Source organism: Streptomyces sp. NPDC005728, assembly GCF_040630895.1.
Taxonomy (GTDB): domain Bacteria; phylum Actinomycetota; class Actinomycetes; order Streptomycetales; family Streptomycetaceae; genus Streptomyces.
Window position 1 is genome coordinate 31,060 of the sequence record NZ_JBEXYL010000007.1, and the last position, 20,477, is coordinate 51,536.

Genomic DNA, 20,477 nt, shown 5'->3' on the forward strand with positions numbered 1-20,477 from the left:
CGCGGCCCGGTTCACCCGGTCGCGGTCAGTACGTGCCCACCTCCACACGCGGCGGCCCGTCGTGCCAGGTGCAGAACACCGACACCCGGTCCGCGCCCTGGCCGAACTCGACCCGGATCCACGTCTCCGTCTTCCACACCTGCATCGACCAGCCGGTGCCCGGAGTCGCCGAGACCAGCGTCGCGCTCGTGCTGCCCAGGTCGAAGACCGCCCGGCCGCCGTCGGTGTCGTAGGCCTTGACGTGGCCGGAGGCTGTGGCGGTGGAGGAGGGGCTGGTGCTCTGGGCCGGCGTCCGGGAGGGCGTGGGGGCCGACGGCTCGACCGACCGGCTCTTCGAGGCCGACGGCCGCGGGGTCGGCGTGTCCAGCGGCTTCGAGCGCTGCGTGGTCGTGTCCGCCGCCGTGATCGGCAGGGCGCGCGGCGGGTCGTACGCCGTTGCGGCCATCACCGTGTGCACACCCCACCACGAGAGCGTGACCGCCGCTCCCGTCGCGAGCAGCCACGCCAGTACGTGTACGAGTCCTCTGCGCATCGCGGGCCATACTGCCTCAGCGGTACCGCCGTGCGCACATGACCCGAGTTATCCACAGGCGCCGGACCCCTGTCCACCACATGGCGTACGGTGCGGCGCATGGCAAGTGTGCTCGTGGTCGAGGACGACCAGTTCGTACGCTCGGCGCTCATCCGGCATCTGACCGACGCCTCGCACACCGTGCGCAGCGTCGGTACGGCGCTGGAGGCGCTGCGCGAGGTCGCCCATCTCCGTTTCGACGTGGTCATCCTGGACCTCGGACTGCCCGACCTGGACGGCTCCGAGGCGCTGAAGATGCTGCGCGGCATCACCGACGTGCCCGTCATCATCGCCACCGCCCGGGACGACGAGACGGAGGTCGTCCGGCTGCTGAACGCCGGGGCGGACGACTACCTGACCAAGCCGTTCTCGGTCGAGCACCTCTCGGCGCGGATCGCGGCCGTACTGCGCCGGGCCCGCGCCGGCGGCGCGGAGGCTCCGCCGTCCAGCGTCTTCCGGGTCGGCGGGCTGACCGTCGATCCGCTGCGCCGCCAGGCCGAACTGGACGGCGTCCGGCTCGACCTCACCCGCCGCGAGTTCGACCTGCTCGCCTTCCTCGCCGGCCGCCCCGGTGTCGTGGTGCCGCGCAAGGAACTCCTGGCCGAGGTCTGGCAGCAGTCCTACGGCGACGACCAGACCATTGACGTACATCTGTCCTGGTTGCGCCGGAAGTTGGGAGAGACGGCCGCCCGGCCGCGCTATCTGCACACCCTCAGGGGTGTCGGCGTGAAGCTGGAGCCGCCCGGGGAAGGGGAGCCGCCGCGATGAGATGGGCCCTGGTCAAGGTGTGCCTGGCGGTCACCACGATGGTCGTGGTCGCGTTCGCCGTGCCGCTCGGCCTCGTGGTCAAGGAGATGGCCCGCGACCGTGCCTTCGCAGGCGCCGAGCGGGAGGCCGCAGCCGTCGCTCCCGCACTGTCCATCACCACCGACCGGAACAAGCTGGAGCGGGTGGTCGCCTCCGCCGGCGCGGACTCCGGCATGGCCGTGCACCTGCCCGCCGCCGACGGCCGGACCGCGTTCGACCTCGGCCGACAACGTGCCGCCTACCGCGACATCGAGGCCGTGCGGAAGCTGGGCCGCGCCTCCACCACGTCGGTCACCGGCGGCTCCACGCTGCTCCAGCCGGTCGCGCTCAGCTCCGGTGCGATCGCGGTCGTCGAGGTGTACGTCCCCGAGTCCGAGGTGAGCAACGGCGTCGGCACGGCCTGGGCCGTGCTCGCCGCCGTCGGCCTCGCGCTGATCGTCGGTTCGGTCGCGGTCGCCGACCGGCTCGGGGTGCGCATGGTGCGGCCCGCACAGCGGCTGGTCAAGGGCGCGCACGAGCTGGGCGAGGGCAAGCTGGGGGCCCGGGTGCCGGAGGACGGTCCGACCGAACTGCGGCTCGCGGCCGTCGCGTTCAACTCCATGGCCGACCAGGTCGTCCAACTCCTGGCGAACGAGCGCGAGCTGGCGGCCGACCTCTCGCACCGGCTGCGCACCCCGCTCACCGTGCTCCGGCTGAACGCGGCCTCCCTCGGCGGCGGTCCGGCGGCCGACCAGACCCGGGCCGCCGTCGCCCAGCTGGAGCGGGAGGTCGACGCCATCATCCGTACGGCCAGGGAGGCCAAGCCGCAGACCGCGGCGGCCGGACCCGGTGCCGGGTGCGACGCGGCCGAAGTGGTCCGTGAGCGCATGGAGTTCTGGTCCGCGCTCGCCGAGGACGAGGGCCGCAAGTGGCGGGTGGCGGGTGTGGAGCGGCCGGTGCGCACACCCGTGGCCCGCGCCGACCTGGCCGCCGCGCTCGACGCGCTGCTCGGCAACGTCTTCCGGCACACCGCCGAGGGCACCGCCTTCGCGGTCGACGTGCACAACGGCGAGGACGCGGTGATCGTGCTGGTCTCCGACGCGGGAGCCGGCATACCCGACCCCGAGGCGGCCATGGCCCGCGGCCGCGGCTCCGGCAGCGCCGGCTCGACCGGTCTCGGCCTCGACATCGTGCGCCGGCTCGCCGAGTCCACCGGCGGTGACGTCCGCATCGGCTCCTCGGTGCTGGGCGGCACCGAGGTGCGGATCTGGTTCCAGCTGGACGGGCGGGGGCCCGTGCGCAGGGGGCACCGCGGGAGCGTGCGCAGACGCCGGCGCACGGCCGCGGCCCGCTGACCGGCCGGCCCGCCGCCCCCACCCGGACCCGGCAAATTGGTCTCGACCTTTAACCGTCCCCGATGCCTTCCTTAAGCGCACCCTAAGGACTTCAACGGCCGTCCCTATCAAGCCGTTTGTCCGATTCCGGATCGCTAGCGTGCTGCCGCACCCCACTCCCCGTGAACACCGAAGGCAGGCAGGCGCATGAGCACGCACCGGCGCAGGATCAGTGGCAGGAACAAGGCGATCGGCGGCCTGGTGGCCGCGGCCGTGGTCGGTGGCGGCGCGGTCCTGCTGACCGGCACCGCGCAGGCGGCCGGCGTCGGCGCCGCGTACACCAGGACCAGCGACTGGTCGACCGGGTACACCGCGCAGTACGTCGTCACCAACAACAGCGGCCAGACGGAGAAGACCTGGACGCTGGAGTTCGACCTCCCCGCGGGTGCGAAGCTCAGCTCGCTGTGGAACGGCGAGTCGAGCGTCAGCGGACAGCACGTCACGGTGCATCCCGCCAAGTGGGACACGGCGGGCCTCGCGCCGGGCAAGTCGGTCACCGTCGGCTTCGTGGTCAGTGGCACCGGTGAACCGACGGGCTGCCGTATCGACGACGCACGGTGTTCCGCGGACGACGGCGCGACCCCCGAGCCGAGCGGCCGCCCGACCCAGACCCCGTCGCCGACCCCCACCAAGACCGCGACCCCGACGCCGACCCAGAGCGCCACCCCCACCCAGAGCGCGACGCCCACCCCCACGGGGAGCACCGGCAGCGGCACCACCGCCTCGGCCGGCTTCGCCCCCTACGTCGATACCTCCCTCTACCCGGCCTTCGACCTCCTCGCCGCGGCGGACGCAACCGGCGTGAAGAACTTCAACCTCGCCTTCATCACCGACGGCGGGAACTGCACGCCCAAGTGGGGCGGCGTCACGGACGTCACCAGCGACGGCGTGGCCGCGCAGATCGGCTCCCTGCGCGCCAAGGGCGGTGACGTCCGGGTCTCCTTCGGCGGCGCCTCCGGTTCCGAGCTGGCCACCGCCTGCTCCTCCGCGGACGCGCTGGCGGCGGCGTACGGCAAGGTCGTCGACGCCTTCAAGCTGACCAAGGTCGACTTCGACGTCGAGGGCGGCGCGCTGCCCAACACGGCCGCCAACACGCGCCGCGCCCAGGCCATCGCCAAGCTCCAGGCCCAGCACCCCGGCCTGGACGTCTCCTTCACCCTCCCCGTGATGCCCGAGGGCCTGACCCAGGACGGCGTGAACCTCCTGTCCAACGCCAAGTCCAACGGCGTGAAGACCGACACCGTCAACATCATGGCGATGGACTACGGCCCCTCCTACAGCGGCGACATGGGCACCTACGCCGAGCAGGCGGCCACCGCCACCCAGGCCCAGGTCAAGAGCGTGCTGGGCCTGTCCGACTCCGCCGCCTGGAAGGCGGTCGCGGTCACCCCGATGATCGGCGTCAACGACGTCTCCTCCGAGGTCTTCAAGGTCGACGACGCCACCCAGCTGGTGAACTTCGCCAAGTCCAAGGGCCTCGGCTGGCTCTCCATGTGGTCCGCCACCCGCGACAAGCAGTGCGACGGCGGCACCAAGCCCACCGCCGACGCCACGTGCAGCTCGATCACCCAGGACAGGTTCGCGTTCTCGAAGGCGTTCGGCGCTTTCAACTGACCCGACGCCCCGCGGACAGGAAGGGGCGCGGCACTCCCTCCGGGGTGCCGCGCCCACGGCCGTTACGCCGGGCGCTCCACGGGCGGGACCACCCCGGTCCGCGCCGCCTCGCCGTACCACCGCGCGCTCGACTTCGGCGTCCGTTCCAGCGTCGTGTAGTCCACGTACACCGCCCCGAACCGCTTCTCGTAGCCGTACGCCCACTCGAAGTTGTCCAGCAGGGACCACAGGTAGTAGCCGCGGACGTCCGCGCCGTCGGTGAGGGCGCGGCGGACCGCCGCGAGGTGGTCGTGCACGTAGGCGATGCGCTCGGGGTCGTGGACCCGGCCGTCCGGGTCCGGCTTGTCGTCGTAGGCCGCGCCGTTCTCGGTCACGTACAGCGGCAGGCCCGGCGCCTCCCGGGTGTACCGCATGATCAGCTCGTGCAGGCCCGTCGGGTCGATCGTCCAGCCCATCTCCGTGCGCTCGCCCGGAATCCGGTGGAACAGCACGTCGTCGGCGGCCGGCCAGGGCGAGTGGTCGCTGGCGCCGTGGCCGTCCGCCCGAGGACCCTCGACCCTGCCGGGGGCCGCCGAGACCAGGGTCGGCGTGTAGTAGTTCAGGCCGAGGGCGTCCAGCGGGGCGTTGATCGCGCGGACGTCGCCGTCGAGGACGTACGACCAGTCGGTGACCGAAGCCGTCGAGGAGAGCAGGGTTGCGGGGTACGACCCGTGCAGCATCGGGCCGTGGAAGATCCCGTTGGCCAGGTCGTCGATCCGGCGGGCCGCCGCCAGGTCTGCCGGGTCCTGCGAACGCGGCCGTACCACCGAGGAGTTGAGGCTGACGGCGATCTGGTTGCGGGCCGGCATCGCCGAGCGCAGGGCCGCCGTGCCCAGGCCGTGGGCCAGGTTGAGGTGGTGGGCCGCGCGCAGGGCGGCCGCCGGGTCGGTGCGGCCGGGGGCGTGCACACCCGAGCCGTAGCCCAGGAAGGCGCTGCACCAGGGCTCGTTGAGGGTGATCCAGTGCTCCACCCGGTCGCCCAGCGCCTCGCCGACCAGCTGCGCGTACTCGGCGAACCGGAACGCGGTGTCCCGCTCGGGCCAGCCGCCCGCGTCCTCCAGCTCCTGCGGCAGGTCCCAGTGGTAGAGGGTGATCGCGGGCTTGATGCCGTGCGACAGCAGCTCGTCCACCAGGCGGCGGTAGAAGTCCAGGCCGACCTGGACCGCCGGGCCCCGGCCGGTCGGCTGCACCCGGGACCAGGAGACGGAGAAGCGGTAGGCGTTCAGGCCCAGCTCCGCCATCAGGGCCACGTCCTCGCGATAGCGGTGGTAGTGGTCGACGGCGACGTCACCGGTCTCGCCGCCGGCCGTCCTGCCCGGCGTATGGCTGAAGGTGTCCCAGATCGAGGGGGTGCGGCCGCCCTCGCGCACCGCCCCCTCGATCTGGTACGCGGAGGTCGCGGCGCCCCAGAGGAAGGCGGGCGGAAAGGTCACGGGGGAGAGGGAAACGGAGTCAGGCATGGAAGCGCTCCCATCGAGGTCGTAGGAGACCGGAGGAGGGGGTGGGGAGGAGAGGGAGAGGGGCCGGGGCGGCGGTGGCCCGGCCCCCTGGGGAGGACGGTCAGCCCTTGATCGCGCCCTGCATGATCCCGCCCACGATCTGCTTGCCGAACAGCAGGAAGGCGATCAGCAGCGGCAGCGTGCCGAGCAGCGCGCCCGCCATGATCACCGCCTGGTCCGGGACATAGCCGGTGCCGAGCGAGTTCAGGGCCACCTGCACGGTCGGGTTCTGCTGGTTCAGGGCGATGATCGGCCACAGGAAGTCGTTCCAGGCGAACACGAAGGTCAGCAGGCCCAGGACGGCCATCGCGGGCCGTGCCGCGGGGAAGACCACGTGCCAGACGACCCGGAGGCTGCTCGCCCCGTCGACCCGGGCCGCCTCGATCAGCTCCGACGGCAGCGCCTGCACCAGGTACTGCCGCATGAAGAACGTACCGAAGGCGGTCACCAGGCTCGGCAGGACCACCGTCTGCAGCTGGTTGGACCAGCCGAGGTCGGACATCCACAGATACAGCGGTACGACGGCCAGCTGCGGCGGGATCATCATCGTGCCGATGGTCAGCAGCAACAGCAGGCCGGAGAACCGGAACCGCAGCTTCGCGAAGGCGAAGCCGGCCAGCGTGGAGAACAGCACCGTGCTCACCGTGATCGTGCCCGCCACGAGCAGCGAGTTGAACATCGCGGTGCCGAGTCCGGCCTGGTCCCAGGCGGTCTCCAGGTTCTTGAACAGGTTGCCGCCGAACCACAGCGGCGGCGGCGTCTGGGCCAGGCGCCGGTCGGTGCGCGAGGCCGCGATCGCCGTCCACACCAGCGGGGCCAGCGAGACCAGCGCGAACACGGTCAGCACGACGTACGTCACCGGGCCCGCGTGCAGCTGCTTGCCCGCGCCCATCACCCGGCGACGCTTCGTCTTCGTCGCGGGCAGAGTCAGTTCACCGGTCGTCATAGGGACTTCCTCAGCCGTCGGGTGAGCAGCAGGTTGACCGCGGCCACGATCAGCAGGACCAGGAACATGGACCAGGCGATCGCGGACGCCTTGCCGAGGTTGCCGATGATCCACCCCTGGTCGTACATGTACAGACCGAGCGTCTGGTACTGGTGCTCGGAGCCGCCCTTGGACCCGCTGACCCCGCCGAACAGCAGCGGCTCACCGAAGAGCTGGGTGGCGCCGATGGTGGAGACGACGATCGTGAACAGGATCGTGGGCCGCAGCTGCGGGATCGTCACATGCCGGAACTGCTGCCAGCGGTTCGCGCCGTCGATCGCCGCCGACTCGTACAGGTCGGCCGGGATCGCCTGCATCGCGGCCAGATAGATCAGCGCGTTGTACCCGGTCCAGCGCCAGATCACGATCGAGGAGACCGCGAACTGCGAACCCCAGTCGGACTCACGCCAGTTGACCGGATCCACCCCGAAGAAGTGCAGGACCCAGTTGACCATGCCGCCGTCCCAGGAGTACAGCAGCGTGAACACCAGGGTCGCGGCTGCCACCGACGTGGCGTACGGCGTCAGCATCACCACCCGCCACACGGTCGAGCCGCGCAGCTTGTAGTTGAGCAGATGGGCCAGCCAGATCGCCGCCATCAGCTGCGGGACCGTGGAGATCAGACCGATGGTGAAGGTGTTGGTCAGGGCGTTCCAGAAGAAGTCCGAGGACAGCAGGTTCTGGTAGTTGTCCAGGCCCGCCCAGGTCTGGTGGTCCAGCGCCGACAACTGCACGTCGTGCAGCGAGTACCACGCCGTGTACAGCAGCGGGACCAGCGTGAAGGCCCCGAACAGGACGAAGAAGGGGGCGACGAACGCGTACGGCGACGCCTTCATGTCCCAGCGGTACAGCCGGCTGCGCCAGGAGTCGGTGCCCGCCGGTGTGCCGCGGTCGCGAGCGCCCCGGGCCGCGCCCGGCGGGGTGCCGGGCGCGGCCTCGACGCTCGACGCGGAGTGCGCGAGTGCCTTGTCGGGGCTGGTCACTGGCCGAGCACGTCCTTGATCTCCTTGCCGGCCGCTTCCCAGCCCTGCTCGGGCGACTTGCCCTTCTGCTCGACCTGGAGGATGCCGACGTCGGTGATCGCGGTGCCGATCGGCTGGTCCTTGACGCCGTGGTACTGCGTAGGGATCGTCTTCGCCGAGTCGGAGAAGATCTGGGTGATCGGGGCGTCCGAGAAGTACGTGGTGGTGTCGGCGGCCGGCTTCAGGGTCGCGTACGCCGCCGGGGTGGACGGGAAGCTCGCCTGCTTGGCGAAGACCTTGGCCTGCTGCTCGGGCGCCGTCAGCCACTTGGCCAGCGCGACGGCCTCCTTCTGGTGCTTGCTCGCCGTCGGCACGCCGAGGAAGGAACCGCCCCAGTTGGCCGCGGTCGGGGCCGCCGCCACGTCCCACTTGCCCTTGCCGGAGTCACCCGACTTCTGCTCGATGTAGCCGATCATCCAGGCCGGGCAGGCGACGGTCGCGAAGGTGCCGTTGGCGTAGCCCTGGTCCCAGGTCGGGTCGAACTGCTTCAGCTTCGCGGACATGTTGCTGGTCGCGACGGTCATCGCGGCGTCCCAGGCCTTCTTCACGCCCTCGGACTTGTCCCAGACGACGTTGCCGTCCTTGTCGTAGTACTGCTCGCTCGCGCCGCCCACCGCCGCGTTGTACACGGAGGCGGCGGAGTCGACGTACTTCGTGCCCTTCGGCGCTTTCTTCATGTACTGCTTGCCGAGATCGACGTACTTCGCCCAGTCGCCCTTCCAGGTCTCGGCGAGCTTGGTGCGGTCGGTCGGCAGCCCGGCCTTCTGGAGCAGGTCCTTGCGGTAGCAGATCGCCATCGGGCCGATGTCGGTGCCGAGTCCGATCAGCTTGCCGTCCTTGGTGGTGGCCTGGGCGTTCTTCCAGTCCAGCCACTGGGACTTGTCGACCTCCTTGCCCAGGTCGACGAACTTGGACCCCTGGGTCTGCACGGCCTCGGTGATGTTGCCGATCTCGATGGCCTGGAGGTCGTCGGTGCCGGACCCGGCCTGCAGGCGGGTGAGCACCTTCGGCCAGTAGACGTCGGTGCGGGTGGTGACGTTCTCCTTGATGTTGATGTCCGGGTGGAGCTTCATGTACTCGTCGTAGAGGCCGGCCTGCTTGTAGCCGAAGACGCCGAAGGTCCCGACGGTCAGCGTGATCTTGCCCTTGCCACTGCCGTTGCCGCCGTCCGAGTTCGACGAGCCGTCGTCCGAATCGCTGGCGCAGCCGGCCAGCAGTCCCGTGGTCAGCGCGGCCACGGCCACGACCGCTCCCAGTCTGCGGGACCCGCGGATGCTCGTGCGCATTGCGTCCTCCTGTTGCCTGACGTGCCGACCCCCCGGCCAACTGCATGGAAATCGGGCCCGTTCGTGTTCGCTGCGGCTCGGGCGGGGAACGTGCGGGATGTGTAGGTGTCAGGTACCGTGGGAGCGCTCCCACGTGTGATGTGTTGAAGAGTCGTCGGTTCGGGGCGGGGTGTCAAGGGAGTGGGCGAGGGCAACCGCGTTCAGTTATCGGGCTGTTAGGCGGAGCCGCCTGAGTCGTGGACGGCGCTGTTACATTCCAGCCAGCATCAGGACACAGTCGAGAAAGGCGGAGTCCATGGCAAGCCACGGAGCGCGAGGCCGGAGCGGCGGGCGGCCCACGCTCGAGGAGGTTGCCGCCCGGGCCGGGGTCGGCCGGGGCACGGTCTCGCGCGTGATCAACGGCTCGCCCCGGGTCAGCGACGCGACCCGTGCGGCGGTCGAGGCCGCGGTCGCCGAACTCGGCTACGTCCCCAACACCGCGGCCCGTGCCCTCGCGGCCAACCGCACCGACGCCATCGCGCTGGTCGTCCCGGAGCCGGAGACCCGGTTCTTCGCGGAGCCCTACTTCTCGGACATGCTGCGCGGTGTCGGCAGTGAACTCTCCGACACGGAGATGCAGTTGCTGCTGATCTTCGCGGGCAGTGACCGGGAGCGACAGCGGCTCGCGCAGTACCTGGCGGCCCACCGCGTGGACGGCGTCCTCCTGGTCTCGGTCCACGCGGACGATCCGCTCCCCGATCTGCTCGCCCAGCTGGAGATCCCGGCGGTGATCAGCGGTCCTCGCTCGGCCGCGGAGACGCTGACCTCGGTGGACTCGGACAACTACGGCGGGGCCCGCTCGGCCGTGGAGCACCTGCTCGCCCGGGGCTGCCGCCGGATCGCCCACATCACCGGCCGCCTCGACGTCTACGGCGCCCAGTGCCGTGTCGACGGCTACCGCGACGCGCTGCGGGACGCGGGCCGCGAGACGGACGACCTCATGATCGAGCCGGGGGACTTCACCGAGGAGGGCGGCCGGCGGGCGATGACGACGCTGCTGGAGCACCACCCCGACCTGGACGCGGTCTTCGCCGGCTCCGACGTCATGGCGGCGGGCGCCCGGCAGGTGCTGCGGGAGGCGGGCCGCCGCATCCCCGACGACGTGGCGCTGGTCGGTTACGACGACTCGGCCATCGCCCGCCACATGGACCCGCCGCTGACCAGCGTCCGCCAGCCCATCGAGGAGATGGGCCGCGCGATGATCGACCTACTGCTCGCGGAGGTCGCCGATCGCCGCCCGGCCGTGTCCCGGGGGCTGGAGCGGCGGCATGCGGTGCTGCCGACGGAGCTGGTGATGCGGGCGTCGTCGTGACCGCCCCTACTTGTCGGGACGGGCGGCCGCCCACCCCTTCTCCAGCAGGTCGAACGCCGCGTTGACCGCCGCGAGCGGGGTGGGGGAGGCTCCGCCGAGGCTACGGGCCTCCAGGGCGAAGTGGGCCAGGGCCGTGCACAGGGGGTCGTCGGCGGGGGCACCGGTTTCGGCCGCGATCGCCTCGGCGAGGGCGTGCTCGTGCCGCATCCACATGTGCCGCTGGTGGTCGGCCAGCGCGGGGGTGCCGCGGACGAGCTCCACGAACGCGGTGATCTGCTCGTCGTGCTCCGACGCGAAGAGCCGTGAGTGCAGTACGTGGGCACGCAGCGCCTGCGGGACCGACATGCCCGGAGCCCGGTCCCGCACCGCGCCGACCAGGGCCGCCTCCTGGTCGGCGTCCAAGTCGAAGACCAGCGCCTCTTTGCTCGGGAAGTGCTTGAACAACGTCGTCGTGGAGACGTCCGCGGCCTCGGCGATGTCCCGGATGCTCACCTTGTCGTAGCCGTGCTCCAGGAACAGCTCCAGTGCCGCGTCGGCCAGCGCCTGCCGGGTGGCCGCCTTCTTGCGCTCGCGGCGCCCCATCGTCTCCGTCATGCCCGCAGCGTACCCTCTTCGGTTGCCTCAATTGAAAAGTTGACTCGTTGCACTCTTCGAGTCGCATAGGGGCCTCGGCGCGGTACGGAAGGCGCCGAAAACGAATCAGCCGGTGACCCGTCCTTCGACGGAGTCACCGGCTGATTACTCAGGGTGAGTGACGGGACTCGAACCCGCGGCATCCTGGACCACAACCAGGTGCTCTACCAGCTGAGCTACACCCACCATGACCGGTGGTGGAACTTGTCGTTTCCCCGACCGGCCGAGAAGAAGTCTACAGGGTCCTAAGGGGTGCTCGCGCACAGGTTTTCGCGGGGCCCTTCGACGCCGCCGCTACTGCGCGGGCAGGACGTGCTTGGCGGCGATCGCCTTGGCGGTGTCGGAGTCCGGGCCGGGCTGCGGGACGAAGACGGCCTCGCGGTAGTAGCGCAGTTCGGCGATCGACTCACGGATGTCGGCGAGGGCGCGGTGGTTGCCGTTCTTCTCCGGGCTGTTGAAGTACGCCCGCGGGTACCAGCGCCGGGCCAGCTCCTTGATGCTGGAGACGTCCACGATCCGGTAGTGGAGGTAGTCCTCCAGGGTCGGCATGTCCCGCAGCAGGAAGCCGCGGTCGGTGCCGACGGAGTTGCCGCACAGCGGGGCCTTGCCGGGCTCCTTCACATGCTCGCGGACATAGGCGAGGACCTGAGCCTCGGCGTCGGCCAGCGTCGTGCCGCCGGCCAGCTCGTCCAGCAGCCCGGACGCGGTGTGCATCTGACGCACCACCTCCGGCATCGTCTCCAGCGCCGAGTCCGGCGGACGGATGACGATGTCCACCCCCTCGCCGAGCACGTTCAGCTCGGAGTCGGTGACGAGGGCGGCCACCTCGATGAGCGCGTCGTCGGACAGCGAGAGGCCGGTCATCTCGCAGTCGATCCACACCATGCGATCGTTCATGTGTCTCACCTTACGGCGAGCTGCCGCGAGCCGGACCGAGTGTGCGGTGACGACCTTGTCGGTGGGCCGTCACGCGAGGCTCATGAAGAAGGGGAGCGGAGTACGACTCCGCCCCCCTGTTCACATGATCCGCTCAGTTGCCGCTGCGCGGCCCCGGCAACAGGCTCACCGCGCCGGCGGTCTGGCGGCGGCTCTGCGTCGGTACCCCGCTGTCCCGCTCCGTGTGCAGCACGGAAGGCGGGGCGCCCATCGGTCCGTGACCGGGCAGGCCGACGGGTGCGCCCGTCGGGCCGGACTGGGTCAGCGGCATGTCCGGGTCACCCGGCCTGTCGCTCTGCGGCCGGCGGGCCCGGTAGGCGGCCCGGTAGGCGGCGGGGGACGAGCCGAGCTGGCGGCGGAAGTGCCCGCGCAGCGCCACGGGGGAGCGGAAGCCGCAGCGGCCCGCCACCTCGTCCACGGAGTAGTCCGACGTCTCCAGCAGCCGCTGCGCCTGCAGCACCCGCTGGGTGATCAGCCACTGCAGCGGTGCGCTGCCGGTGAGCGAACGGAACCGGCGGTCGAACGTACGGCGGCTCATGTAGGCGCGTGCCGCCAGGGTCTCCACGTCGAACTGCTCGTGGAGGTGTTCCAGCGCCCAGGCGACGACCTCGGCGAGCGGGTCGGCGCCGATCTCCTCGGGTAAAGACCTGTCGAGGTAGCGCTCCTGACCGCCGCTGCGGCGCGGCGGGACCACCAGCCGGCGGGCGAGTGCGCCTGCCGCCTCGTTGCCGTGGTCCGTCCGCACGATGTGCAGACACAGGTCGATCCCCGCGGCCGTACCGGCCGAGGTCAGTACGTCGCCGTCGTCGACGAACAGTTCGCGCGGATCCACGTGCACCGACGGATAGCGCTTGGCCAGTGTCGGCGCGTACATCCAGTGTGTGGTCGCCGGGCGGCCGTCCAGCAGGCCCGCCGCCGCGAGGACGAACGCACCCGTGCACAGCCCGACGATGCGGGCACCCTCCTCGTGCGCGCGGCGCAGCGCGTCGAGCGCCTCCTCCGGCGGCGGCGAGGTGATCGAGCGCCAGGCCGGTACGACGACCGTACCCGCGCGCGAAATCGCCTCGAGCCCATGCGGTGCGGTGAGTTCCAGGCCGCCTGTGGTCCGCAGCGGGCCCTCTTCGCCCGCGCACACCAGCAGTCGGTAGCGCGGCACGCCGGCGTCCTGGCGGTCGATCCCGAACACCGACAGTGGTATGGAACTCTCGAAGATGGGGCCGCCGCTGAACAGCAGCACCGCGACGATCTCCTTGCGGCGTCGCCCGGAGAGTTTCCGGGCCGCGGCTTCCGGCGCGGCAGTGGAGTCGTGGCTCATCCTGCTAAGCCCCCCTCGGTGGTCGCGGCTCCTCGGTTGTGTCGCTCCTGCACGTTTCCCCTTGGTCCTGCACGAGTCCCCCGCCGTAAGACAGTCAAGATCGAATCTACTGGCTACCGCGGTCTCACGGTGGCCGGTTCGACACGCCGGACATTGTCGACATGACAACTTGGCGTGAAGCATTCGATCACGAAGGGTTGCACTCGTGGGCCGTGCAGGGAAGTGCGCCTTGTCGCAGTGGCTCAACCGCGTAGGGTGCGCGGGTCGCCCAGGACCCTTTCCGTGCAGGTGGAACGGGGGTTGGGGGGTGGGTAGGGCCCCTCCCCGGTGGTATCCATAAGTTGGCCGAAAAGAAGCGCTCAGAGGCGCAAAAACCGGTCAGTCGACCGGTGTCTCCCTCTTGCTGTGACGTCCGCTGCTTTGCGTGGCGCAACGCTCGGACCATCGCAGCAGGACGCGGCAGACGGCCGTGACGGCGGCGAGGCCGAAGGCGGTGCCGGCGGCGCCGGCGAGCGAGGTGCCGTACCAGAGGAGGATCACGGGTACGAGGACGCAGCTGAAGGCCGCCCAGCGGATCACATCGCTCGTGGTGTCCGGAGCGGGGCGCGGGTCGGTGGTGGAGCGGGGTCCGGACATTCGTACTCCCTGTGGCGGTGGCTCACCGGGTTCAACGCCTGTTCGATCAGTGGGTCACCGGGCGTCGCTTCGGGAATCCCGTGCAAACCGCCTGTACGGGGCAGCAACCATTGCGTTACGGGCGCGGCTCGTGCATGCTCCGGGGAACCCCTACGGACATCGGGGGACCGCTTACGGAGCGTGTGCAGGAACTGGGCAGAGGAGGCGTGCCGCCGTACCCTTGGGGGTATGGGGTTGGGAAGACGAATCCCGGACACAGCTCCGCAGCACGAGTCACCCCCCACCCACAAAGGATCACAACGCCGAGACAGCCATGGCCGGTCACGAATTCTTCGAACCCGCGGACCGCAAGCGACCGGTCGCCGATCCCACGGCGGCCGATCCCCTCGCGGCGCCAGAGTCACGCCCTTCCTGCGATCCCGCCTTCAAGCACGGTGTGGTCGTCGGCTTCGACGGCTCGACGTCCAGTGAGCGCGCTCTCGCCTATGCGATCGGCATGGCCCACCGTTCCGGCTCGGGCCTGATCATCGTCCATGTGGCCAACCGGCTGCCCACCACCGTGTGGGCCGGCTGTGAACCGCCCGTCTTCGTCGACGTGCCGGACCACCGCACCGAGGTGCTCGGTCTGGAACTGGCCTGCGCGGACTATCTGGCCGAGGTGCCCTGGATCCTGGTCGAGCGCGGCGGTGACATCTGCCACGAACTCGAAGAGGTGGGGCGGGAGTACGAGGCCGACGCGATCGTGGTCGGCTCGACGCACGGGATCGTGGGCCGGATCTTCGGCTCCGTGGCCGGGCGGCTCGCCAAGCGGGCCCAGCGGCCCGTGATCGTCATCCCCTGAGTTCCCGCGGTTCCCCTGCGTTTTCCCTGAGTTCTCCGGTTGGCCCGACTCTCCGTCAACTCCCTTGGTGCAGCCCGAAACTACTCGCGCGTAGAGGTGTTTGTGCCCTTGTGAAGGGCATATATCGGTCACTCGCGCAACTGCACATGCATGAAGGGAGCCCGCAGTGGACAACGACGTCTCCGCGGGAAGCGGAAACACCACCGTGGTCGGCCGACTCGCCCTGGGGATAACCCTGTTGGCGTTCGGGCTCGGTACGACCGGCGTGATCGACGGCGTGGGGGCCTCCGACGCCGTGTCACTGGCTCATTACGTGGGCGGAGTCGCCCTCTTCCTCGTCGGTCTGCTGGCCTTCCGGGCCGGTGACAGCGCCTCCGGCACCGGCTTCGTGGCCCTCGGCGCCCTCTGGTTCACCTGGGCCGTCGCGGGTCAGATGTCGGCCAACGCGGCCGGACTCTTCCTGCTTCTGTTCGCCCTCGTGGCTCTCACCCTGACCCTCGCGGGCGGGGACACCCTCGGACAGGCCATGCACGGACTGCTGTTCGTGGCGATGGTGCTGCTGGCTGTCGCGACCTTCGCCGACAGTTCCTCTCTCGCGAAGGTGGGCGGCTGGGCGGCCGCCCTCTCCGGCGCGGTCGCCTGGTACGCGGCGACTGCGGCGTTGGCTCACTGGCCGACGGCGCTTCCGGGGCGTGCTGCGGGCCGGGGGGTGACGGCCGCCGGCTGAATCGTGCAGCACTGAAGGGACCCCCGCGTGATCGGTGGCGCACGCGGGGGTCCGTTCTGTCCGGGTCGGCTACTCCACCGTCACCGACTTGGCGAGGTTCCTCGGCTTGTCGATGTCCCTGCCCAGGGCCTTGGCCGTGTGGTAAGCCAGCAGCTGGAGCGGGATGCCCATCAGGATCGGGTCCAGTTCGTCCTCGTTCTTCGGGACGACGATCGTCTGGTCGGCCTTCTCCTGGTGCTGGTGGGCCACCGCGAGGATCCTGCCGCTGCGGGCCTTGATCTCCTCCAGGGCCGCACGGTTCTTCTCCAGCAGGTCGTCGTCGGGGACGATCGCGACCGTGGGGAGTGCCGGCTCGATGAGGGCCAGCGGGCCGTGCTTCAGCTCGGAGGCGGGGTAGGCCTCGGCGTGGATGTAGGAGACCTCCTTGAGCTTCAGGGAGGCCTCGCGGGCCACCGGGTAGCCCCGGACGCGGCCGACGAAGAGCATCGAGCGGGCCTCGGCGTACTGCTCGGCCAGCTTCTTGATCTCCTCCTCCTGCTTCAGGATCTCGGTGATCTGCTCCGGCAGCCTGCGCAGCCCCTCGATGATCCGCTTGCCGTCGCGGACCGAGAGGTCGCGGGTGCGGCCCAGGTGCAGCGCGAGCAGGGCGAAGGCGACCGTGGTGTTCGTGAAGCACTTCGTCGACACGACGCAGACCTCCGGGCCCGCGTGGACGTAGATCCCGGCGTCCGCCTCCCGTGCGATCGCCGAGCCGACGACGTTGACGACGCCGAAGACCCGGGCGCCCTTGCGCTTCAGCTCCTGCACGGCGGCCAGCACGTCGTACGTCTCACCCGACTGGGAGACCGCGACGTAGAGGGTGTCGGGGTCCACGACCGCGTTGCGGTAGCGGAACTCGGAGGCCGGCTCGGCGTCGGCGGGGATGCGGGCCAGCTCCTCGATCATCTGGGCGCCGATCATGCCCGCGTGGTACGAGGTGCCGCAGCCGAGGATCTTCACGCGGCGGATCTGCCGGGCCTCGCGGGCGTCCAGGTTGAGCCCGCCGAGGTGCACGGTGGAGAAGCGGTCGTCGATGCGGCCGCGCAGTACGCGGTCCACGGCGTCGGCCTGCTCGTGGATCTCCTTGTGCATGTAGGTGTCGTGGCCGCCCATGTCGTAGGAGGCGGCCTCCCACTCCACGGTGGTCGGCTCGGCCGCGGTGCGGGTGCCCTCCGTGGTGTAGGTGCGGAAGTCGTCGGCCTTGAGGGTGGCCATCTCGCCGTCGTCCAGCGTCACTATCTGCCGGGTGTGGGCGACCAGGGCGGCGATGTCCGAGGCGACGAACATCTCCTTCTCGCCGATGCCGAGGACCACCGGGGAGCCGTTTCGGGCCACCACGATGCGGTCGGAGAAGTCGGCGTGCATCACCGCGATGCCGTAGGTGCCCTCGATCAGGCGCAGGACCTGGCGGACCTTCTCCTCCAGGGTCTCGGCCTGGGAGCGGGCGATCAGGTGGGTGAGGACCTCGGTGTCGGTCTCGGAGAGGAACTCGACGCCGTCTGCCTCCAGCTTGCGGCGCAGGTCGGAGGCGTTGTCGATGATGCCGTTGTGCACGACGGCGACCTTCTGGTCGGCCGACATGTGCGGGTGGGCGTTCACGTCGGAGGGGGCGCCGTGGGTGGCCCAGCGGGTGTGGGCGATGCCGGTGGTGCCCTTGAAGCGCGCGGGGACCTTGGCCTCCAGGTCGCGCACCCGGCCCTTGGCCTTGACCATCTTCAGGCCGGCCGTCTTCGGGGAGGTGACGACGATGCCCGCCGAGTCGTAGCCCCGGTACTCCAGGCGCTGCAGGCCCTCCAGGAGCAGGGGGGCCACGTCACGCTTCCCGATGTATCCGACAATTCCGCACATATATAGGTATCCCTCAGCCTGTCGTCTCGACTGGTTCTCAGCCGTAGACCATGCGGCGCAGCTGCCTGAGCGTCAGCTCCGGCGGCGCCACCGCCCGGTATTTCAGATCCGCCTCGATCTGTTCGAAGATCTCCGTGTTCTGCAGGCCCTGGGCCTGCAGTTCGCGGTGGCGGCGACGGACGTAGTCCTGCGTCGTCTCGTCGAAGAAGGCGAGCACGTCCTGGATCACCCGCAGCGCCTCGCCCCGGTTCAGGGGCGTGGACCGCGTCAGGTGATCGACAAGTTCCTCGTGCACCCGGTAGATCCTGGGGTACCGGCGCCGGTTTCGCAAGAATCGTGCCCGATTTCGGGCAACGGCCTGTTGAAACTCTTATGGTGCTCTGTTCGCAAGCTGTCCATCCTGCGTCTTGTGCCGCGTTGCCCGGACGCACGAGTTTCAGACGCCATGGACATTCCTCGTATGGGAGTACCCGAGAAGCTGGCCGAGCGCATGAGCATGGCCGAGCAGCATGAGTACCTGCGCGCCAGATTCTCGCGGCGCACCATGATCAGGGGCGGCGCCGTCACGCTGGGCGCCGTCACCGGCGGCGCGTTCGTCGCGGGAGGCACGGCCCAGGCCGCCGTACCGACCCAGCGCACCGCCCCCGCCGCCGAGTCGGTCGACGGCGCCCACGTCGCCCCCTTCGGCCGCCACCTCGCCTGGGGCAACGACCCGCGCACCGAGATCACCGTCTCCTGGCAGGTCCCGGTCGCGGTGAAGGACCCGTTCATCCGCATCGGCGCCCACCCGTGTGACCTCTCCCGCAAGATCCCCGCCGAGGTCCGCGCCCTCTACACCCCGGCCGGTGTCGGCGCGAGCGGCGACCACACGCAGTACTACATCCACGCCAAGCTCACCCACCTGCGCCCCGGCAGGACCTACTACTACGGCGTCGGCCACCAGGGCTTCGACCCGGCCGAGCCGCACCTGCTGGGCACCCTGGGCACCTTCACCACCGCCCCCGCCCACAAGGAGCCGTTCACCTTCACGGCCTTCGGCGACCAGGGCGTCAGCTACCACGCCCTGGCCAACGACAGCCTGATCCTCGGCCAGAACCCGGCCTTCCACCTGCACGCCGGCGACATCGCCTACGGCGACCCGTCCGGCGCGGGCAAGACCACCGACACCGGGTTCGACTCGCGCACCTGGGACCAGTTCCTGTACCAGACCGAGTCGGTCGCCAAGCAGATCCCGTGGATGGTCTCGTACGGCAACCACGACATGGAGGCCTGGTACTCGCCCAACGGCTACGGCGGCGAGGAGGCCCGCTGGAGCCTCCCCGACAACGGTCCGGACAAGGAGAACCTCCCGGGCGTCTACTCCTTCGTCTACGGCAACACGGCGATCATCTCGCTGGACCCCAACGACGTCTCCTTCGAGATCCCGGCGAACCTGGGCATATCTGGCGGAACTCAGACGAAGTGGTTCGAGGGCCAGCTGAAGAAGTTCCGTGCCGCGAAGGACATCGACTTCATCATCGTGTTCTTCCACCACTGCGCGTACTGCACCTCCACCGCGCACGCCTCGGAGGGGGGCGTGCGCCAGGAGTGGGTGCCGCTGTTCGACAAGTACCAGGTGGACCTGGTCATCAACGGCCACAACCACCAGTACGAGCGCACGGACGTCATCAAGGGCAACCAGGTCGTCAAGAAGCTGCCGATCGGCGAGACGGCGTACTCCGACACCGAGGGCGTGGTGTACGTCACGGCCGGCGCGGCCGGTCGCAGCCTCTACGCCTTCACCGCCCCGGACTCGTACGAGGGCCACGAGCACGAGGTCGACTCCGTGGCCTCCTTCGTCAACCTCAAGGACGGCAAGCAGAACGAGACCGTCACCTGGTCGCGCGTGCGCTACCTGAACTACTCCTTCCTGCGCGTGGACGTCACCCCCGCGCCGACGGGCCGCTACACCACCCTGAAGGTCCAGGGCATCGCCGAAACCGGTGACCGGATCGACCACTTCACCGTGGCCCGCAGGGCGAAGTAGGCCCTCCGGGAGCGGGCGGTCCTCACATGCGTCTGAGGACCGCCTGCTTGGCCAGAGCGAACTCCTCCTCCGTCAGCACCCCCGAGCGGTGCAGCTCGCCCAGCTCACGCAGCCGCCGCAGCAGCGCGTCGTGGTCGTCCTCGGAGGGGGACGCCTTCGCGAGCTGCGGCGGCCCCGGCCGTACGTCCGTCCCGTCGGCCGGCGCCGACGGGTGCGGCAGCCGGGCCTGCACGGCGGCCGCGACCAGGGCCATCAGCGGGTCCTTCTTGAAGCCCCACAGCTCGACCGCGTTGGGGTCGTACTTCGGCGGTGCGGTGGCGGGCGCACCGCGCACGGTGAAGCGCAGGTGGCCGTTCTCCAGCCCGGCCGCCGGCTGCCACTCCACGGCGGTGACCTCCGTGACGGGGATCGCACGGGGCCCGGTGGCGGCCTTCGCGTCCTCCGTCTTCCAGTTCCACTCCAGACGCACCAGCTCGCCGTCGAAGCCCGCCGTACCGTCCCCGGCCGAGGCGGACAGCGGCACCGACGGCCCGGGCAGCAGGTACGCGGCGACCGGGTCCGGTGACACCCCGTCCAGCAGCAGGGCGTTGCGCACCTCGTCCGTGAAGTACTCGGCGACGCCGTACCGGTCGGACTCCACGGTCAGCTGGTAGGGGTCGTGGGGCTCGGCGAGCCGGCCGCCCGTGGCGTGCAGCAGCGGATCGGCGCCGTCGCGCAGCCGCAGCCGCAGCCGCCCCGACTTCTTCCCCTGCTCGAAGGAGACACCCGCCAACGCGCCCAGCGGTACGACGAGTTCACCCAGCGTCCGGCGCAACAGGCCGATGTTCTTGTCCCGCCCGGGAGTCAGCCGCAGGGCGTCGCCGTCGAAGGTCCAGGTGCCGTCCTTCTGGATGATTTCCGCCATGCGGGGATTGTTTCACCGGATCTGC

General features: G+C 70.3%; 18 protein-coding genes, 1 tRNA gene and 1 pseudogene. 7 read left to right on the forward strand and 13 right to left on the reverse strand.

What is annotated here, in order from left to right; genetic code table 11:
• Positions 1-25: 25 nt before the first annotated feature.
• Positions 26-532 carry a hypothetical protein gene (locus ABZ471_RS07420; protein WP_359063437.1) on the reverse strand — a complete coding sequence of 169 codons (507 nt, stop codon included), beginning with the start codon at positions 530-532 and terminating at the stop codon, positions 26-28.
• 99 nt (positions 533-631) lie between these two features.
• On the opposite strand from ABZ471_RS07420, the gene ABZ471_RS07425 reads away from it, so the two are divergent.
• From ABZ471_RS07425 to ABZ471_RS07435, 3 genes are all read left to right on the forward strand, one after another.
• Entirely contained in the window at positions 632-1,339 is a 708-nt protein-coding gene (locus ABZ471_RS07425) for a response regulator transcription factor (protein WP_359063439.1), read from the forward strand.
• Positions 1,336-2,712, forward strand: a complete 1,377-nt coding sequence (locus tag ABZ471_RS07430; protein WP_359063441.1) for a HAMP domain-containing sensor histidine kinase — start codon at positions 1,336-1,338, stop codon at positions 2,710-2,712. The genes ABZ471_RS07425 and ABZ471_RS07430 overlap by 4 nt, the downstream gene beginning before the upstream one ends.
• A gap of 186 nt (positions 2,713-2,898) precedes the next feature.
• Complete coding sequence (locus ABZ471_RS07435; RefSeq protein WP_359063443.1) at positions 2,899-4,365, forward strand: cellulose binding domain-containing protein; 1,467 nt, start codon at positions 2,899-2,901, stop codon at positions 4,363-4,365.
• Between the two features lie 62 nt (positions 4,366-4,427).
• On the opposite strand, the gene ABZ471_RS07440 is transcribed toward ABZ471_RS07435, so the two are convergent.
• The 4 genes from ABZ471_RS07440 to ABZ471_RS07455 all read right to left on the reverse strand — a co-directional run bounded on the left by ABZ471_RS07440 (position 4,428) and on the right by ABZ471_RS07455 (position 9,196).
• A complete protein-coding gene (locus tag ABZ471_RS07440) occupies positions 4,428-5,864 on the reverse strand; it encodes a GH1 family beta-glucosidase (RefSeq protein WP_359063445.1) in 1,437 nt (478 codons plus the stop codon).
• A gap of 100 nt (positions 5,865-5,964) precedes the next feature.
• The gene (locus ABZ471_RS07445; RefSeq protein ID WP_359063447.1) at positions 5,965-6,849 is read right to left on the reverse strand and encodes a carbohydrate ABC transporter permease; all 885 of its coding nucleotides are present in this window, start codon (positions 6,847-6,849) and stop codon (positions 5,965-5,967) included.
• On the reverse strand, positions 6,846-7,871 hold the full coding sequence (locus tag ABZ471_RS07450; protein WP_359063449.1) for a sugar ABC transporter permease: 1,026 nt from the start codon (positions 7,869-7,871) through the stop codon (positions 6,846-6,848). The genes ABZ471_RS07445 and ABZ471_RS07450 overlap by 4 nt, the downstream gene beginning before the upstream one ends.
• Positions 7,868-9,196, reverse strand: coding sequence for an ABC transporter substrate-binding protein (locus ABZ471_RS07455; protein ID WP_359063451.1), 1,329 nt, complete (start codon positions 9,194-9,196; stop codon positions 7,868-7,870). Before ABZ471_RS07455 ends, ABZ471_RS07450 begins: the two co-directional genes overlap by 4 nt.
• 295 nt (positions 9,197-9,491) lie before the next feature.
• Here ABZ471_RS07455 and ABZ471_RS07460 point away from each other — a divergent pair, with 295 nt between their 5' ends.
• On the forward strand, positions 9,492-10,547 hold the full coding sequence (locus ABZ471_RS07460) for a LacI family DNA-binding transcriptional regulator (protein WP_359063454.1): 1,056 nt from the start codon (positions 9,492-9,494) through the stop codon (positions 10,545-10,547).
• Between the two features lie 6 nt (positions 10,548-10,553).
• Here ABZ471_RS07460 and ABZ471_RS07465 read toward each other — a convergent pair whose 3' ends face one another.
• The 5 genes and pseudogenes from ABZ471_RS07465 to ABZ471_RS07485 all read right to left on the reverse strand — a co-directional run.
• Positions 10,554-11,141: a TetR family transcriptional regulator gene (locus ABZ471_RS07465; protein ID WP_359063456.1), complete on the reverse strand. Its 588-nt coding sequence runs from the start codon at positions 11,139-11,141 to the stop codon at positions 10,554-10,556.
• A 152-nt stretch (positions 11,142-11,293) separates the two neighbouring features.
• Positions 11,294-11,366: transfer RNA gene (locus ABZ471_RS07470), tRNA-His, on the reverse strand.
• A 108-nt stretch (positions 11,367-11,474) separates the two neighbouring features.
• Complete coding sequence (gene orn, locus ABZ471_RS07475) at positions 11,475-12,077, reverse strand: oligoribonuclease (protein WP_359063458.1); 603 nt, start codon at positions 12,075-12,077, stop codon at positions 11,475-11,477.
• 133 nt (positions 12,078-12,210) lie between these two features.
• Complete coding sequence (locus ABZ471_RS07480) at positions 12,211-13,431, reverse strand: helix-turn-helix domain-containing protein (protein ID WP_359063460.1); 1,221 nt, start codon at positions 13,429-13,431, stop codon at positions 12,211-12,213.
• A gap of 432 nt (positions 13,432-13,863) precedes the next feature.
• Positions 13,864-14,067, reverse strand: a pseudogene (locus ABZ471_RS07485) (hypothetical protein); the annotation flags it as partial.
• 313 nt (positions 14,068-14,380) lie between these two features.
• On the opposite strand from ABZ471_RS07485, the gene ABZ471_RS07490 reads away from it, so the two are divergent.
• Both ABZ471_RS07490 and ABZ471_RS07495 read left to right on the forward strand, forming a co-directional pair.
• Positions 14,381-14,908: a universal stress protein gene (locus ABZ471_RS07490; RefSeq protein WP_359063462.1), complete on the forward strand. Its 528-nt coding sequence runs from the start codon at positions 14,381-14,383 to the stop codon at positions 14,906-14,908.
• A gap of 166 nt (positions 14,909-15,074) precedes the next feature.
• Positions 15,075-15,635, forward strand: a complete 561-nt coding sequence (locus ABZ471_RS07495) for a GPR1/FUN34/YaaH family transporter (RefSeq protein ID WP_359063464.1) — start codon at positions 15,075-15,077, stop codon at positions 15,633-15,635.
• 69 nt (positions 15,636-15,704) lie between these two features.
• Here ABZ471_RS07495 and glmS read toward each other — a convergent pair whose 3' ends face one another.
• The gene (gene glmS, locus ABZ471_RS07500; RefSeq protein ID WP_359063466.1) at positions 15,705-17,522 is read right to left on the reverse strand and encodes a glutamine--fructose-6-phosphate transaminase (isomerizing); all 1,818 of its coding nucleotides are present in this window, start codon (positions 17,520-17,522) and stop codon (positions 15,705-15,707) included.
• A 37-nt stretch (positions 17,523-17,559) separates the two neighbouring features.
• Positions 17,560-17,817, reverse strand: coding sequence for a hypothetical protein (locus ABZ471_RS07505; protein ID WP_359063468.1), 258 nt, complete (start codon positions 17,815-17,817; stop codon positions 17,560-17,562).
• A gap of 165 nt (positions 17,818-17,982) precedes the next feature.
• On the opposite strand from ABZ471_RS07505, the gene ABZ471_RS07510 reads away from it, so the two are divergent.
• Positions 17,983-19,548 (forward strand): metallophosphoesterase family protein, encoded by a 1,566-nt coding sequence (locus ABZ471_RS07510; RefSeq protein ID WP_359063470.1) that lies wholly within the window; start codon positions 17,983-17,985, stop codon positions 19,546-19,548.
• A gap of 22 nt (positions 19,549-19,570) precedes the next feature.
• Here ABZ471_RS07510 and ABZ471_RS07515 read toward each other — a convergent pair whose 3' ends face one another.
• Entirely contained in the window at positions 19,571-20,452 is an 882-nt protein-coding gene (locus ABZ471_RS07515) for a DUF4429 domain-containing protein (RefSeq protein WP_359063472.1), read from the reverse strand.
• Positions 20,453-20,477 lie beyond the last annotated feature (25 nt).

Excerpts from the sequence above, each read along its gene's own strand:
- ABZ471_RS07420 (WP_359063437.1), bottom strand. The coding sequence starts at position 532 with ATGCGCAGAGGACTCGTACACGTACTGGCGTGGCTGCTCGCGACGGGA.
- ABZ471_RS07515 (WP_359063472.1), bottom strand. The coding sequence starts at position 20,452 with ATGGCGGAAATCATCCAGAAGGACGGCACCTGGACCTTCGACGGCGAC.
- ABZ471_RS07460 (WP_359063454.1), top strand. The coding sequence starts at position 9,492 with ATGGCAAGCCACGGAGCGCGAGGCCGGAGCGGCGGGCGGCCCACGCTC.
- ABZ471_RS07425 (WP_359063439.1), top strand. The coding sequence starts at position 632 with ATGGCAAGTGTGCTCGTGGTCGAGGACGACCAGTTCGTACGCTCGGCG.
- ABZ471_RS07510 (WP_359063470.1), top strand. The coding sequence starts at position 17,983 with ATGGGAGTACCCGAGAAGCTGGCCGAGCGCATGAGCATGGCCGAGCAG.
- ABZ471_RS07480 (WP_359063460.1), bottom strand. The coding sequence starts at position 13,431 with ATGAGCCACGACTCCACTGCCGCGCCGGAAGCCGCGGCCCGGAAACTC.
- ABZ471_RS07490 (WP_359063462.1), top strand. The coding sequence starts at position 14,381 with ATGGCCGGTCACGAATTCTTCGAACCCGCGGACCGCAAGCGACCGGTC.
- ABZ471_RS07445 (WP_359063447.1), bottom strand. The coding sequence starts at position 6,849 with ATGACGACCGGTGAACTGACTCTGCCCGCGACGAAGACGAAGCGTCGC.
- ABZ471_RS07430 (WP_359063441.1), top strand. The coding sequence starts at position 1,336 with ATGAGATGGGCCCTGGTCAAGGTGTGCCTGGCGGTCACCACGATGGTC.
- orn (WP_359063458.1), bottom strand. The coding sequence starts at position 12,077 with ATGAACGATCGCATGGTGTGGATCGACTGCGAGATGACCGGCCTCTCG.
- ABZ471_RS07455 (WP_359063451.1), bottom strand. The coding sequence starts at position 9,196 with ATGCGCACGAGCATCCGCGGGTCCCGCAGACTGGGAGCGGTCGTGGCC.
- ABZ471_RS07435 (WP_359063443.1), top strand. The coding sequence starts at position 2,899 with ATGAGCACGCACCGGCGCAGGATCAGTGGCAGGAACAAGGCGATCGGC.
- glmS (WP_359063466.1), bottom strand. The coding sequence starts at position 17,522 with ATGTGCGGAATTGTCGGATACATCGGGAAGCGTGACGTGGCCCCCCTG.
- ABZ471_RS07465 (WP_359063456.1), bottom strand. The coding sequence starts at position 11,141 with ATGACGGAGACGATGGGGCGCCGCGAGCGCAAGAAGGCGGCCACCCGG.
- ABZ471_RS07440 (WP_359063445.1), bottom strand. The coding sequence starts at position 5,864 with ATGCCTGACTCCGTTTCCCTCTCCCCCGTGACCTTTCCGCCCGCCTTC.